The organism is Mesorhizobium sp. M1409 (assembly GCF_040317535.1).
In the GTDB taxonomy this organism is placed as follows: Bacteria; Pseudomonadota; Alphaproteobacteria; order Rhizobiales; family Rhizobiaceae; genus Mesorhizobium.
In genome coordinates this window covers 18,306-31,566 of the sequence record NZ_JAMYKV010000050.1, presented here as the reverse complement: position 1 = coordinate 31,566, position 13,261 = coordinate 18,306, and the positions used below count along the sequence as shown (strand labels likewise).

13 protein-coding genes are annotated in these 13,261 nt (G+C 65.4%); 6 read left to right on the top strand and 7 right to left on the bottom strand.

Features of this window, described 5'->3' with window-relative positions:
- Window positions 1-49 precede the first annotated feature (49 nt).
- Window positions 50-1,102 carry a helix-turn-helix transcriptional regulator gene (locus NKG99_RS28730; protein ID WP_352872507.1) on the top strand — a complete coding sequence of 351 codons (1,053 nt, stop codon included), beginning with the start codon at window positions 50-52 and terminating at the stop codon, window positions 1,100-1,102.
- Window positions 1,103-1,199: 97 nt separating this feature from the next.
- Here the strand turns inward: NKG99_RS28730 and NKG99_RS28725 are convergent, their stop codons facing one another.
- On the bottom strand, window positions 1,200-2,129 hold the full coding sequence (locus NKG99_RS28725) for a LysR family transcriptional regulator (RefSeq protein WP_352872506.1): 930 nt from the start codon (window positions 2,127-2,129) through the stop codon (window positions 1,200-1,202).
- Window positions 2,130-2,226: 97 nt separating this feature from the next.
- On the opposite strand from NKG99_RS28725, the gene NKG99_RS28720 reads away from it, so the two are divergent.
- Entirely contained in the window at window positions 2,227-3,237 is a 1,011-nt protein-coding gene (locus tag NKG99_RS28720) for a zinc-dependent alcohol dehydrogenase family protein (RefSeq protein ID WP_352872504.1), read from the top strand.
- Window positions 3,238-3,292: 55 nt separating this feature from the next.
- Here the strand turns inward: NKG99_RS28720 and NKG99_RS28715 are convergent, their stop codons facing one another.
- The 3 genes from NKG99_RS28715 to NKG99_RS28705 are packed head-to-tail and all read right to left on the bottom strand — an operon-like array spanning window position 3,293 to window position 7,046.
- A complete protein-coding gene (locus tag NKG99_RS28715) occupies window positions 3,293-5,590 on the bottom strand; it encodes a xanthine dehydrogenase family protein molybdopterin-binding subunit (protein ID WP_352872502.1) in 2,298 nt (765 codons plus the stop codon).
- Window positions 5,587-6,570 (bottom strand): FAD binding domain-containing protein, encoded by a 984-nt coding sequence (locus NKG99_RS28710; protein ID WP_352872500.1) that lies wholly within the window; start codon window positions 6,568-6,570, stop codon window positions 5,587-5,589. Before NKG99_RS28710 ends, NKG99_RS28715 begins: the two co-directional genes overlap by 4 nt.
- Window positions 6,567-7,046 carry a (2Fe-2S)-binding protein gene (locus NKG99_RS28705; RefSeq protein WP_023760152.1) on the bottom strand — a complete coding sequence of 160 codons (480 nt, stop codon included), beginning with the start codon at window positions 7,044-7,046 and terminating at the stop codon, window positions 6,567-6,569. Before NKG99_RS28705 ends, NKG99_RS28710 begins: the two co-directional genes overlap by 4 nt.
- Window positions 7,047-7,428: 382 nt before the next feature.
- Between NKG99_RS28705 and NKG99_RS28700 the strand changes: the two genes are divergently transcribed.
- On the top strand, window positions 7,429-8,049 hold the full coding sequence (locus tag NKG99_RS28700) for a TetR/AcrR family transcriptional regulator (protein WP_352872498.1): 621 nt from the start codon (window positions 7,429-7,431) through the stop codon (window positions 8,047-8,049).
- Window positions 8,050-8,108: 59 nt separating this feature from the next.
- Window positions 8,109-9,107, top strand: coding sequence for a bestrophin family protein (locus NKG99_RS28695; protein ID WP_352872496.1), 999 nt, complete (start codon window positions 8,109-8,111; stop codon window positions 9,105-9,107).
- A gap of 99 nt (window positions 9,108-9,206) precedes the next feature.
- Here NKG99_RS28695 and NKG99_RS28690 read toward each other — a convergent pair whose 3' ends face one another.
- From NKG99_RS28690 to NKG99_RS28680, 3 genes are all read right to left on the bottom strand, one after another.
- On the bottom strand, window positions 9,207-9,479 hold the full coding sequence (locus NKG99_RS28690; protein ID WP_352872494.1) for a hypothetical protein: 273 nt from the start codon (window positions 9,477-9,479) through the stop codon (window positions 9,207-9,209).
- 238 nt (window positions 9,480-9,717) lie between these two features.
- The gene (locus NKG99_RS28685; protein WP_352872492.1) at window positions 9,718-9,978 is read right to left on the bottom strand and encodes a hypothetical protein; all 261 of its coding nucleotides are present in this window, start codon (window positions 9,976-9,978) and stop codon (window positions 9,718-9,720) included.
- Window positions 9,979-10,205: 227 nt separating this feature from the next.
- Complete coding sequence (locus NKG99_RS28680; protein WP_352872490.1) at window positions 10,206-10,955, bottom strand: DUF899 domain-containing protein; 750 nt, start codon at window positions 10,953-10,955, stop codon at window positions 10,206-10,208.
- Between the two features lie 379 nt (window positions 10,956-11,334).
- On the opposite strand from NKG99_RS28680, the gene NKG99_RS28675 reads away from it, so the two are divergent.
- A complete protein-coding gene (locus NKG99_RS28675) occupies window positions 11,335-12,555 on the top strand; it encodes a helix-turn-helix domain-containing protein (RefSeq protein WP_352872488.1) in 1,221 nt (406 codons plus the stop codon).
- Window positions 12,556-12,591: 36 nt separating this feature from the next.
- Window positions 12,592-13,224: a Vgb family protein gene (locus tag NKG99_RS28670; protein ID WP_352872486.1), complete on the top strand. Its 633-nt coding sequence runs from the start codon at window positions 12,592-12,594 to the stop codon at window positions 13,222-13,224.
- Window positions 13,225-13,261 lie beyond the last annotated feature (37 nt).

Sequence of the window (13,261 nt, the reverse complement as noted above, 5' to 3'; positions counted from 1 at the left end):
CGGCGATATCTACGATTGCGTTTTGAATCCGGACGGCTGGGCCGGGGTAATGACCCGGATCACAGAGGCGGTCGACGCCGCCTACACCACCATCGCGCTTGCCAGCACTGCCGGCAATCACGGCCGCTTCGCGGCTCAATCGCCCTGGGATCCCGTGCAAATGCGCATGCTCCAGGAGGATTATGATTTTGACGCAATTCCCGGACTGAAGGCCGCGATCGTCGGCGACATCGACACGCCCGTTGCGACGTTGTCTCTTATGAGCGAAGCCGAACTCCAGCAGACGCCATTTTTCCAGAATTGGGCCAGACCGCAGGGATTGCGCGAGGCCTGCATCACCAAATTCGTTCATACGCCGGACCGGATCGGGCTCATGGGTTGCACCACGCGGGCCAGCAGGGAGATCATCTCAGTCGAAGAACAGCGTTTCCTGGCATTGCTCTCGCCGCATCTGCGCCGTGCTTCCCTGATTGGAGATCTGCTCGATCAGGCCCGCGTTACCGCCGACCTTTATCGCCAAGCGCTCGACCGTCTCGCCGTGCCTGTCGTTCTTACCGGCGCCAACGGAGCAATCCTCCATGCCAATCGGGCGGCCGATCGAATGTTTTCGGCGCAAGGTCCCGTTCTTTCCAGGAAGGGCCTGCTTCAGGCGCAGAATCCGGTGACGGCCCGCGCCCTGCTGGAGGCAATCGCCGGTGCCGCGAGCGAGGACGCTTCGCTCGGCTCCCGCGGCATAGGCCTGCCCATTTCGGCCCCGGGTCAGCCGCCCGCCGTCGCCTATGTATTGCCCCTGACCGAGGGAACCGCGCGCGCGGCTTTCCGGCCGGCATATGCCGCTGTCTTCGTGTCGACGACGACGTCTTCTTCTCCACTTCCTGAAGCTGTCCTCACCGCGCTGTTCGACCTGACGCCCGCGGAGGCGCGGGTCCTGCTGCGCATCGGCAGCGGATTGTCCGCGTCGAAGAGCGCGCTGGCGCTCGGCATCGGCGAAAACACCTTGAAGACCCACCTCAACCGAATCTTCGCCAAAACCAGCACGAGACGCCAAGCCGATCTCGTCAAGCTCGTTTCGGACATAGGCACGCCGCTTGCACCTCAGTGATGGCGCCCAACTCGACGTTGCGCAATGGCTGCAGGTTGACGATAATTCGGCGCAACGCGCACCCCCTTTGCGTGCCGGCCAATCACTGTGGCAACCCTCACCGCCGCCAGGGCGGTTCCGGCGCGAAGCGCTTGCCGATCCAGTCGGCGAAGGCGCGGGTCTTGGCGGCTTGTCCCTTGGCTGAGGGCGTGACGACATAGATCGCGCCTTCGTCGGCCAGCGTCCAGTCCTCCAGGATTGGCACCAGCCGTCCGTCGGCGAGCTCGCGGCCGACCAGCCAGTCGGTGCTCATCATCAGGCCGACGCCTTGCACGGCGGCCTCGACAAGCACCTCGGCATCATCGGTGACCAACGGCCCGGATACCTCGACGCGCACGCTTCGGCCCTCGCGGTCGGTCATCTCCCAGGCCGGAAAGGTCTGGAAGCCGCTGAAGCCCAGGCAGGAATGTTCGAGCAGCGCCCGCGGTGTCTCCGGCCTGCCCCTTCGGGCGAGATAGGAGGGGGCGGCGCAGAGCAGCCGCCGCCGCGTCGCCACCTTGCGCGCCACCAGGCGCGAATCCTCCAGCGCGCCGAGCCGCACGGCGACGTCGAAATTCTCGGCGACCAGATCGGCGAAGCGGTTGGAGAATTCGGCCTCGATGCGGACATCGGGAAATTCGGCAAGGAATTGCGGCAGCAGCGGCCCGATCCACATGCGCCCGAACGTGCCGGGCAGCGCCAGTCTGAGCAGGCCGCGCGGGCCGCCGCCGGCATGTGCAGACGCGGCAGCCTCGGCCTCGTCCACGGAGGCGAGGATGGCGCGCACCCGCACCATGAATTCGGCACCTGCTTCGGTCAGCGACACGCTGCGCGTCGTGCGATGGAGCAGCCTGACGCCCAGCCGCTCCTCCAGCGATTGCAGCCGCCGCGACAGGATGGTCGCGTCGCGCCCGACACGCGCCGCCGCCCTGGTGAAGGAGCGCGCCTCGGCGATGGCCGCGAAGGCCGCCATTTCGGCAAGGGTCATCGGCTCGTGAGATTGCTGCATAAGTCACATTACTGAAATGTAAAAGGCAAGGATTATCCAAACATATCGCAGCAGATAGCTTCACTCAACCCATCAATCGTCCCACCGGAGTGAAACCATGAAAGCCATCGAACTGAGCCAACCCAGGCTGGACGCCTTCCGCGCCGCCACCATTGCCACCCCCGAACCGCAGCGCGGCGAGGTGCTGATCCGCCAGCGTGCGGCGAGCCTCAATTTCGTCGATGTCGCGGTGGCGAGCGGCAATTATCCTGGACCGAGCTTTCCGCTCATCCCCGTCGCCGACGGCGCCGGCGAGATCGTCGCGCTGGGCGAGGGGGTTACGGGATTCGCCGTCGGCGATCGCGTCGTCGCCCATGCCAAGCCGCGCTGGATCGGTGGCCGGCCGCGGCCTTACGAGATGACGCAGATGCGCGGCATCTCGCTGCCGGGGTCGTTGGCCGAATATGTCGCGCTGCCGGCCAATTCGGTCGTGCCGGTGCCGGCGCATCTCTCCTTCGAGGCGGCGTCGACGCTGCCGATCGCCGGCACCACCGCCTGGAACGCCATCCGTGCCGCCGATGTCGGGCCGGGCTCGGTCGTCGTGCTGCTCGGCACCGGCGGTGTCTCGATCTTCACCCTGCAGCTTGCGAAAGCCGCCGGCGCCACCGTCATCATCACCTCGTCGTCGGACGAGAAACTGGAGCGGGCGAAGGCACTGGGCGCCGATCATCTCATCAACTACCGCGCGACGCCCGACTGGGACGGAAAGGTGCTGGAGCTGACGGGCGGCCTCGGCGCCGACCTCGTCGTCGAGACCGGCGGCACCGCCACCTTTGCCCGCGCCATCAACGCCACCGCGCCCGGCGGCACGCTGTTCACCATCGGTTTCGTTACCGGCGCCGAGGCCACGATCAACCTGCTGCCGATCATCATCAAGGCTCTGAAGGTGTTCGGCAACAACACCGGATCGGTGTCCGACCTTCGCGACGCCGCCCGCGCCATCGGCGCGGCCAGGATCGAGCCGGTCGTCGACAAGGTGTTTTCGCAGAACGAAGCGGTCGAAGCCTACACACACATGGCCGCCGGCGGCCTGCACTTCGGCAAGCTGGTGTTCGGGTTGGAGTGGTAGGGGACCGATGAGAGCGTGATCTCCCCCCTCGAGGGGGAGATTACTCGCTTCATCCTCAGATCAGCTTCTCCAGCGTGATCGGCAAATCCCGAACCCGCTTGCCCGTCGCATGAAACACCGCGTTGGCGATCGCGGGGGCAACGCCGACAATCGCCAGTTCCCCGACGCCTTTGCCGCCGAGCACCGAGGAATGCAGGTCGGGGATGCCGACCGAGATCACCTCGATATCCGGGATGTCGGCATTGGTCGGCACCAGATAATCGGCGAGGTTGTTGTTGACGATGCGGCCATGGCGGCGGTCGACGATGCCTTCTTCGAGCAGCGCCTGGCCGATGCCCATGATGATGCCGCCCTTCCACTGACTTTCGGCGAGCTTCGGGTTGTAGAGCCGGCCGGAATCCAGCGCCGACACCACGCGCGATACCCGCACCGTGCCGAAATCCTCATCGACGCGCACCTCGATGAAATGCGCGCACCAGGAGTGGCGGGAATAGTCGCCCTCGGTGTGCGGCAGCGCCATGGCGATGGTGGTGTAGTTCTTGTAGCGATCCTCTGGCGTCGAATTGGCCGGCATGGTGTCGCCGGTGGCCTCGATGTGGTCGCGGCCGACGCTTTTGAGCAACTCGGAGATCGAGACATCAGGGCCGTCGCCGCGTGGCGATGAAATACGGCCATTGGCGACAACCAAAGTGTTGGCCTGCAGGGCGTGGAAGGGTGAGCGTGGATCGCTGATCGCCAGCCCGATCAGCTGGTCGAGCGCCGAGGTCGCCGCCTTGTAGACAGCACCGGTCATCACGCCGGCCAGCCGCGAGCCGCCGGCGACGCCGGCGCGGGGGAAGCGCGAGTCGCCGAGCTTCACCACGACATTGTCGGCCGGCACGCCGACCGTCTCGGCTGCGGTCTGCACCAGGATGGTGTAGGTGCCCTGGCCCATGTCGATCGAGGAGCTTTCGACCTCGACCGAGCCGTCGGCCAGGATGCGCACGATCGCCTCGCCATAGGCGCGCCGCACGGGATAGGTGCCCGCCGCTACTCCCCAGCCGATCAGCTGATTGCCGTCGCGCATGGAGCGCGGTTCGGGCGTACGCCTGGACCAGCCGAAGCGTTCCGCGCCGGTGGCAAAAGCCTCGCGCAACTGCCTGGTCGACCAGGCTTTTTTCGCTTCCGGATCCTGCTCGGCATAGTTCCTGAGCCGGATCTCCAGCGGATCGATGCCGACTTCGTAAGCAAGCTCGTCGATGGCGCTTTCGATGCCGAAGGCAGAGGGGTTTTCGCCCGGCGCGCGCATGGCGCCAGGCACCACCGAATTCACCCGCACGACATTCTGCCTGGACGAGAAATTCGGCGTCGCGTACATGATCGAAGTGACCGATCCGAGCGGCTCGACCCACATGCCGTCGACGGATGTTTCATTGACGCCGCGATGCACGATCGACTGGATCTTTCCTTGCCGGTCGGCACCGATCGTCACCGTCTGTCGCGTCGCGGCGCGGCCGCCATAGCCGGTGAAGGTCTGCGGCCGCGTCATCACCAGCCGCACCGGCCGGCCGAGCATTTTGGCGGCAGACGCCGCCACCGCGCCATGGCTAAGCGCCAGCGCCTTGGAGCCGAAGCCGCCGCCAATATAGGGCGAGACCAGGCGCACATTTTCGAACGGCACGCCGAACCATTCGGCATAGGTGCGCGCCATGCCGTCCAGCCACTGGCTCGGCTCCCATACGGTGAGGTGATCGCCTTCCCAGCGGGCGATCAGGCCATGCGGCTCCATCGGCGCCTGGTATTCGCGCGGCGTGTTATAGGCAGCGCAGATGCGCACCGGGGCCGAGGCGAAAGCGGCCTGCGCGTCGCCCCATTCCTTGGTCATGGCGTCGATCGGGATGCCGTCGCCGGCCTTGGCGTCGCTGAGGTCGACGATGGCGGGCGTCTCGTCATAGCTGACCTTGAGGAGGGCTGCCGCGGCGAGCGCCTGCTCGAAGGTTTCGGCGACGACAGCGGCGACATGCTGTCCGGAGAAAGTGATGTCGCGCACCAGCGGGCAATAGGGCTTGTCGGGCGGCGGCGTGCCGAACCAGTCCGATGCGGGTTTCAGGCTGATGATGGTGTCCGGCGTCAGCACTTGCAGCACGCCGGGTGCTGCTTGCGCCTCCTCGGTGTCGATCGCGCGCACCTTGCCCGACGCAATCGTGCTTTCGACCAGCACGGCGTAGGCGAGGCCTTCAAGCTGCTGCTCGACGGCGTATTTGGCTGCGCCGGTGATCTTGGCCGGGCCGTCGACGCGCGACAGCCGGCCGCCGACGACTTGCGCCAGCGCGCCGTCGGATGCATCACCACGTCTGATGTTGTGAACGGTCATGCCGTCTCTCCCATTTTGAGGATGGCGCGCGCGACAACGCGCGGCGCCAGTTCAATCTTGTAGTGGTTGGCACCATGGTCGACGGCGCCTTCGATCGCGAGCAGGCTGGCGGCGCGGACAGCATCTGGTTCCAGCACCTTGCCCTTCAGCGCGTCCTCCACGGCTCGCGCCCGCCACGGTTTGGTCGCGACGCCGCCAAGCGCCACGCGCAGGTCACGGATGGTGCGCCCATCGGCCTCGAACTCGATGCCGACGGCAGCACTGGCCGCGGCGAATTCATAGGATTGCCGATCGCGGATCTTGAGATAGGTCGAGCGCCGAGCCGCGGCCGAGCCTGGGATCTCGATGGCAGTGATCATCTCGCCCGGTTCGATCGCGTGTTCCCTGTCTGGCGTTGTGCCGGGCAGCAGGAAAAAATCGTCCACCGGGACCAGGCGATCGCCGAGATGCACGATCGCATCGAAGGCGACCAGCGCCACTGCGAGGTCACCCGGATACATGGCGATGCAGGCTTCGCTGGTGCCGAGCACCGCATGGCCCCGTGTGACACCGCCGATGGCCGAACAGCCGCTGCCGGGTTCCCGCTTGTTGCAGGCGGGGAAATTCGCCGGATCGCGGAAATAAGGACAGCGCGTGCGCTGCATCAGATTGCCGCCGATGGTCGCCATGTTGCGGATCTGTGCGGAAGCCGCCTGCCACAGCGCTTCCGAGACGGCGGGGAAGCGGCTCTTGATGCCGGCATGGTCGGCGACGTGGCTCATCTTGGCAAGCGCGCCGATGGTGGCGCCACGCTCGTTCAGTTCAATGCCGTTCAGCCCCTCGAGATGGCTGATGTCGACCAGCGTCTCGGGCTCGGCGACGCCGCATTTGGCGAGGTCGATGAGCGTGGTGCCGCCGGCGAACAGCATGGCGCCGGGCAGGGCGGCTGCCTGTCTTGCCGCATCGGCCGAGCCGGCGCGCAGATAGGAAAAATCCCTCATGATGCGACCTCCAACGCAGCCTGGCGAACGGCGGCGACGATGTGCGGATAAGCGCCGCAGCGGCAGAGATTGCCGGCCATGTATTCGCGGATCTCGTCATCCGAGCCGGCATGGCCCTCGCGGATGCAGGCCACCGCCGACATGATCTGGCCCGGCGTGCAATAGCCGCACTGGAAGGCGTCCTGTTCGAGGAAGGCAGCCTGCACGGGATGCGGTTCGCCCTCGCGTGCAAGCCCCTCTATGGTGGTGACGGTGCGGCCTTCGACTTGCGCGGCCAGCGTCAGGCAGGCAAGCACGCGCTCGCCGTCGACATGCACGGTGCAGGCGCCGCACTGGCCGTGGTCGCAGCCCTTCTTGGTGCCGGTCAGGCCGAGCCGGTCGCGCAAGGCATCGAGCAGCGTGACGCGCGGCTCGAGTTGCAACTCGTGATGATGGCCATTGATATCGAGGTGGACGGGAATTGTTGTCTTGGTCATGGGCGTCTGGCTCCAGTTGCTTGACGCGGATGGGAAGGAATGGGCAGGCGATGGCTAATCTCCCCCCTTGAGGGGGAGATGCCCGGCAGGGCAGCGGGGGTCGGTTCGACCGGGTGCAACCTCCTGCGGCGAATGAAGGTTAGCGCTCTATGTGAGGCGACCCCCTCTGTCGCCTTCGGCGTTATCTCCCCCTCGAGGGGGGAGATAACGCTCTTCGCGGCCTTCGCCAGTCTCCAGTGACCTTGCAGCTTCGAAAGACGTGACATATCCGTTCCCCTGATTATATGATAAAGGTACTCCACTAAATCGGAGGCGCCTCCGTTTATTACGTGGGGGTTGACCCGACCGGGTTCAAGGCCCCTGACATGCTGTGGAGAAAAAATTGGTCACCGAGCCGTCCGCCATTGCTGAACAGAAGGCCCAGGCCGCAGAGGCAAAGCCGCTGCGCGTCGATGCGCAGCGCAACCGCGACCGGCTGATCGAGGTGGCGGCATCCGTCTTTGCGGAGCGCGGTATCGATGCCTCGCTGGAAGAGATCGCGCGTCAGGCCGGGGTCGGCATCGGCACGCTCTACCGGCATTTTCCGACACGCGAGCATCTGGTCGAAGTGGTTTACCGGCGCGAGGTGGAGGCGCTGTGCGCGGCCGCCGGTGAGCTCGCCGAAAAACACCCGTCCGATGTCGCGCTGGAACAGTGGATGCAGCGCTTCGTCGATTACATCGCCACCAAGCGCGGCCTGGCGACCAGCCTTCGCATCCTGCTCAACACCAATTCGACGCTGTTCTCCGACACGTCCGGCCGGGTGTCGCAGGCCCTGCGGCAGCTGGTCGAAGCCGCGGTGGCCGACGGAACCATCCGCGGCGACGTCGACGCGTCCGATGTGCTGCACGCACTATCGGGGATCTACTCGGCGCCGGACACACCGGAATGGCGCGACCGTTCGCGCCGGCTGGTCAAGCTCTTGATGGACGGGTTGCGGTTCGGGGCTGTAAAGGCACGGTGAGGGCGGCCGGCTTACGGCCGCCGACAACCAGACCTGTCCATGATTTGAGGGGGCATCCGATGTATGTAGGCCGTTCCTACAAGGTGATCGATTTCGCGCTCTGGTCGCGGCGCAGCGTCATCTACATGGCGGTGGTGAGCGGGCTGGCTGTTGCTGCTTACCGTCTACCGGGGATGGCCGGCTTCTCGGTGCCATGGTCGGTGGTGCTCGTGCTCGGCACCACCGTGTCGCTCGTTGCCGGGTTCAAGAATTCACAAGTGTTCACCCGCAGCAGTGACGCGCTGCAGGCCTTTACGCAAATCACGGCGAGCAGCCGGTTGTGGTCCAATTTCTGCAGGGACTTCATCGATGCGCCGACGGCAAGGCAACTCATCTACCGCCATATCGCCTGGATGACGGCATTGAGGTTCGCCCTGCGGCGGCCGATGCCGTGGGAATCCATGGCGCGGGCCGCCAATGTCGAATACCGGCGGCGCTATCGCATCCATGAGGATGCGAGTTCGGTCGCCGAGGAACTGCGTCCGCTGCTGGCCGAACAGGCCGAGGACGTGCTCAAGTCGCCTCAGCCGGCGATAGCCCTGCTCGAAATGCAGTCGGTCCAGGTCAATGCGTTGTTCAAGGACGCAAAAATCCCTCCGCAGGTCTATGTCGAGCTTATCAAGCTGATCCGCGATTTCCATGATCAGCAGGCGCGCTGCGATCGTATCAAGAACAATCCCTATCCAAGGCAATACGCCATCGTCAGCTCCATGTTCGTCATGATCTTTTGCACCCTGTTGCCGTTCGGGGTGGTTCCGGTCTTTGCCGACATGGGCAAACTGGGAGGCATGCTCGGCCCGATCGCGATCTGGCTGACGATCCCGTTCAGCACGCTCCTGGGCTGGGCCTATATGTCGCTCGACCAGGTCGGCGAAAGCAGCGCCAATCCCTTCGAGGGCAATGCCAACGACGTTCCGATCTCGCAGATATGCCGCGACATCGAGATCGAACTGCGCAGCGGGCTTGGGGAGGCCGACCTTCCCAAGCCCTTGCTGCCGGTCAATGACATCGCGACCTGAAGCGCTTCGTTGCGGCAATCTATGTGATGCGCAACCCCGACAAGCTCAGGCACCTGCATTGAAACCCGGCGCCCAAAAAGCGCGTCGGTTTTGGAACGACTAGCCCTTCGCTTCGACCAGGATCACCAGCGACTCCGGTACCACGCCATCATGGGCCATCGCGTCGGCCGCCGCCTTGCTCTGCATCAAAGCGGCCATCTTATCCAGGTCCGGAACGTCCATCATCACGGCCACTTGTTTCGGGTTCTGCGGATCGACGAACGTGCGGATATTGGTGATCCCAAGCGAGCCGAAAAGCTCCTTACGCTTGGGTGAACTGAGCCAGTGCTTGCTGTCTTTCGTGATGTTGTGATGGCCGATAACGGTTGGCATGGCGTCCTCCCTGGTTTTACGCAATTCCCACAGGAAAGCGCTATGCGCTTGTCCGGGAAATCCGCTTCGCGCTTTCCCGGGAATTGCTTCAGATGACGCCGGCGGTCGATATCGCCCGCCTGATGCCGCGATCCACCTGTGCCAGCCAGTGAGCGCCGTTTCCCTTGGACTGTCAATTAGCTTCTGCTGATAGATAGTGGTTGTCTTGTCGTCCCGTCGTCGGGGCGGCGCGCTGGGCCTATCGGACCTGCCGGCCGGAAATCACCCGCAACCAGGGCGCCAGATGGAAGGCGCTCATCAGGAGATACATCGCGGCCATTCCAGTGAGCGGCGAGGCGCTCGTGCCCATGCACAGCATGGCCGCGTCGGCACCCTGAAGACAGGAGAGCAGCGCCATCAGCGCGAAGATGGGTGCCGCGGCGAGGCACAGCCAGTCGGCGATGCTGTGCATGGTGCCTTCAGGGATCGTGCTCCTGGCACCTGTGTGAATATCACTCATGGTCCGTTTTCCTTAATTATCATGCCAGCGCCGGGGCGCCGCATGTGGCGGGGGCGCGCGACCTTCCAGGACTTGGGGTTCCTCGCCCTCCCGCCAAGGCGGGGGAGAGGTGGCCGCGAAGCGGACGGAGAGGGGGCTTTCGTAGGGCGCAGTCCCCTCTCCGTCTCCGGCTTCGCCGAGCCAACTCTCCCCACTTCGTGGGGCGAGGAACCCAAGCTGGATAGGCCTTACTGGTCCTTGTCGCGGAACGCCGCTTCGCCGGCCGCCGACACTTCTTCCCATGTCTTGTCTGGCCCGGCATCGTAGTTGTCGTGCCAGTTCCACCATGAGTAGAGCGGGGTCTGCGGATAGCCTTCGGGCGAATCCTCCCAGATCTCCTGGCGGCCAAGCGGCGTCGCGTCGAGATAGCTCCATACCGTGCCCATCGCCTCGTCACCGCGGCTGTTGATGAAGTAGGTGCGGAAGATGCGGTCGCCGTCGCGGATGAAGACGTTGTGGCCGTGCCATTCGTCGACACCGAAGTCTTTGTCGAAGCTATCCGTAATGGTGTACCAGGGCATCTCCCAGCCCATCCGCTGCTTCAGCCGCGCAATGTCGGCCTGCGGGGCGCGCGAGGCGTAGGCAAGCGTGGTGTTGCGGGCATTGAGATGGGCGAGGTGGCCGACCTGGTCGGCGCCGAGCGAACAACCGCGGCAAGCATGTTCGGGCCAGCCGAACACGCCGGGCTCGAAGAAGGCGCGGTAGACGATCAACTGCCGGCGGCCTTCGAACAGATCGAGCAGGCTGGCCTTGCCATTCGGCCCCTCGAACACATAGGCCTTGTCGACTTCCATCCAGGGCATCCGCCGGCGCTCGGCGGCCAATGCATCCTTGGCGCGCAGCGTGGCCTTCTCCTTCACCAGCATCTGTTCGCGGGCGGCTTCCCAGTCCTGTCTTGAAACGATCGGCGGGGTCTTCATTGCGGTGTGCGTGGTCATTGGTCGTCTCCTTTGCCAGTCTGTTGTCGCGCCGTTGCGACGTGTGATTGTTTGCTGTGAGCGAGAATAGGGCGGTCAAGCGCGGGGGTGGGAGTTACAAGTGTGACGGGATTTAAAGGGGCGGCCCGCCGCAGCAGGGGTGGCGCATCCGCTCGGTGCGCCCGGCCGTGTCATTCGTCGCGTGGTGGTCGGAGTCAGGCATGTCAATTATCCCTTATGAGATGCTTAATATTGATACCTGAGATGCTCTCAGGCTGGCGAATGCCGATATTGGCGTCAACGGCGGCCACGGCGCCGATACGGCTTGCTGGTTGGCGGCCATGACTTAAGTTAGGGCGCTGAGCGCTGGGGTGGGAGTTACAAATGTGACGGGATTTGAATGGACTCGCTGATCACCGCGGCGGCACTGGCACTGGCCGGGGGCGATCCGCTCGGCGCGCTGGATCGTGTCGCCTTGCGCGAAGATCCGCCGGCGCTGGCGCTGCGTGGCATCTCGATGGCGCAACTCGGCGATCTCGGTCGCGCCAAGGCGCTGCTGCGTCGGGCCGCGCGCGGCTTTGGCCCGAAAGAGGCGGTGGCGCGCGCCAGATGCGTCGTCGCCGAGGCCGAGATCGCGCTGGTCTCGCGTGACCTCGGCTGGCCCGCCAAGGCCTTGGATGCGGCGCGGGCGACGCTGGAAAAGCATGGCGACCGGCTGAACGCCGCGCATGCCGGCCACCTCAAGGTGCGGCGCCTGCTTTTGATCGGCCGTCTCGACGAGGCCGAAGACGTGCTGGCCGGGCTCGATCCGATGCCGCTTCCGCCGGCCTCGAGGGCCGCGCACGAGCTCGCCGTCGCCGGCATCGCGATGCGGCGCCTCAAGACGAGGTCGGCGCGCAGGGCGTTGGAGTGGGCACGCCATGCCGCCCGCCGGGCCGGCATTCCAGGCCTGATCGCGGAGGTCGAAAACGCATTCCTGGCTCTGGACACGCCGGCGGCGCGGCTGATCGCGGGTGGTGAGCAGCGCCCCTTGCTGCTCGAGGACGTCGAGGCGCTGCAGGCGTCGCCGGCACTGGTGATCGATAGCTTCCGCCATGTCGTGCGCCAGCAGGAAGCAGCCGTCTCGCTGGCAACGCGCCCGGTGCTGTTTGCGCTGGCGCGCACACTCGCCGAAGCGTGGCCTGGTGATGTATCGAGAGCGCGGCTGATCGCGGAAGCTTTCGGCGGCAGGCACGCCGATGAATCGCATCGGGCGCGGCTGCGGGTCGAGATTGGCCGGCTGCGCACCGAGTTGCGGGGGCTGGCGGACATAGGCGCGACCAGTCAAGGCTTCGCGCTGGCGCCGAGCCAGGCGCGCGAGGTGGTGGTGCTGGCGCGGCCGATCGAGGAGCGGCACGCGGCGGTGCTGGCCTTCCTCGCCGATGGTGAATCCTGGGCGAGCTCGGCGCTGGCGCTGGCGCTTGGCACCGGCCAGCGCAGCGTGCAGCGGGCGCTGGAGCAGCTTGGCGAGGCCGGCAAGGTGCAGTTTTTCGGGCACGGCCGGGCGCGCCGCTGGATGACGCCGCCGGTGGCCGGATTCACGACGACCTTGTTACTCCCGTCCCCGCTGCCGAGTAGTTAGTAAGGCATATCGGACCATCTCAGTGAGGATCAAGACATGAGACATTCAGCGGCCGAAGTCCTGCGCGAGTACGGACCCTTTCCGGGGGTGGAGAGGGTGCATGGAGTGAGCTTTGACGGCAACAACGTCTGGTTTGCCTCGGGCGAGAAGCTGAATGCCTTCGATCCGGAAAGCGGGCGGGCGCTGCGTTCGATCGACGTCGCCGCGCATGCCGGCACCGCCTATGACGGCCAGCATTTCTTCCAGCTTGCCAACGACCTGATACAGAAGATCGACCCGGATACCGGGGAGGTGCTGGCCACCATTCCGGCACCCGGCGGCGGCGGCGACTCCGGGCTGACCTGGGCCGAAGGGACGCTTTGGGTGGGGCAATACCGCGAGCGCAAGATCCACCAGATCGACCCCGAGACCGGAGCAATCCTGCGCACCATCGAATCCAACCGCTTCGTCACCGGGGTGACATGGGTCGACGGCGAGCTGTGGCACGCCACCTGGGAAGCCGACCAGAGCGATTTGCGCCGCGTCGACCCGCAGTCAGGCAAGGTTCTGGAAAAGCTCGACATGCCGGCCGGCATAGGGGTATCGGGGCTTGAATCCGATGGCGGCGACCGCCTCTTCTGCGGCAGCACCTCCGCCGGCGTGGTGCGGGCGGTGCGCCGGCCGCGGTGAGGCCGAATCTTCCGACCAAGGATCAGGACGGCGGATC

What these genes read in the sequence shown, in the direction of transcription:
- NKG99_RS28730 (WP_352872507.1), top strand. Translation starts at nt 50, where the DNA reads ATGACCCGGATCACAGAGGCGGTCGACGCCGCCTACACCACCATCGCG.
- NKG99_RS28725 (WP_352872506.1), bottom strand. Translation starts at nt 2,129, where the DNA reads ATGCAGCAATCTCACGAGCCGATGACCCTTGCCGAAATGGCGGCCTTC.
- NKG99_RS28720 (WP_352872504.1), top strand. Translation starts at nt 2,227, where the DNA reads ATGAAAGCCATCGAACTGAGCCAACCCAGGCTGGACGCCTTCCGCGCC.
- NKG99_RS28715 (WP_352872502.1), bottom strand. Translation starts at nt 5,590, where the DNA reads ATGACCGTTCACAACATCAGACGTGGTGATGCATCCGACGGCGCGCTG.
- NKG99_RS28710 (WP_352872500.1), bottom strand. Translation starts at nt 6,570, where the DNA reads ATGAGGGATTTTTCCTATCTGCGCGCCGGCTCGGCCGATGCGGCAAGA.
- NKG99_RS28705 (WP_023760152.1), bottom strand. Translation starts at nt 7,046, where the DNA reads ATGACCAAGACAACAATTCCCGTCCACCTCGATATCAATGGCCATCAT.
- NKG99_RS28695 (WP_352872496.1), top strand. Translation starts at nt 8,109, where the DNA reads ATGTATGTAGGCCGTTCCTACAAGGTGATCGATTTCGCGCTCTGGTCG.
- NKG99_RS28690 (WP_352872494.1), bottom strand. Translation starts at nt 9,479, where the DNA reads ATGCCAACCGTTATCGGCCATCACAACATCACGAAAGACAGCAAGCAC.
- NKG99_RS28685 (WP_352872492.1), bottom strand. Translation starts at nt 9,978, where the DNA reads ATGAGTGATATTCACACAGGTGCCAGGAGCACGATCCCTGAAGGCACC.
- NKG99_RS28680 (WP_352872490.1), bottom strand. Translation starts at nt 10,955, where the DNA reads ATGACCACGCACACCGCAATGAAGACCCCGCCGATCGTTTCAAGACAG.
- NKG99_RS28675 (WP_352872488.1), top strand. Translation starts at nt 11,335, where the DNA reads ATGGACTCGCTGATCACCGCGGCGGCACTGGCACTGGCCGGGGGCGAT.
- NKG99_RS28670 (WP_352872486.1), top strand. Translation starts at nt 12,592, where the DNA reads ATGAGACATTCAGCGGCCGAAGTCCTGCGCGAGTACGGACCCTTTCCG.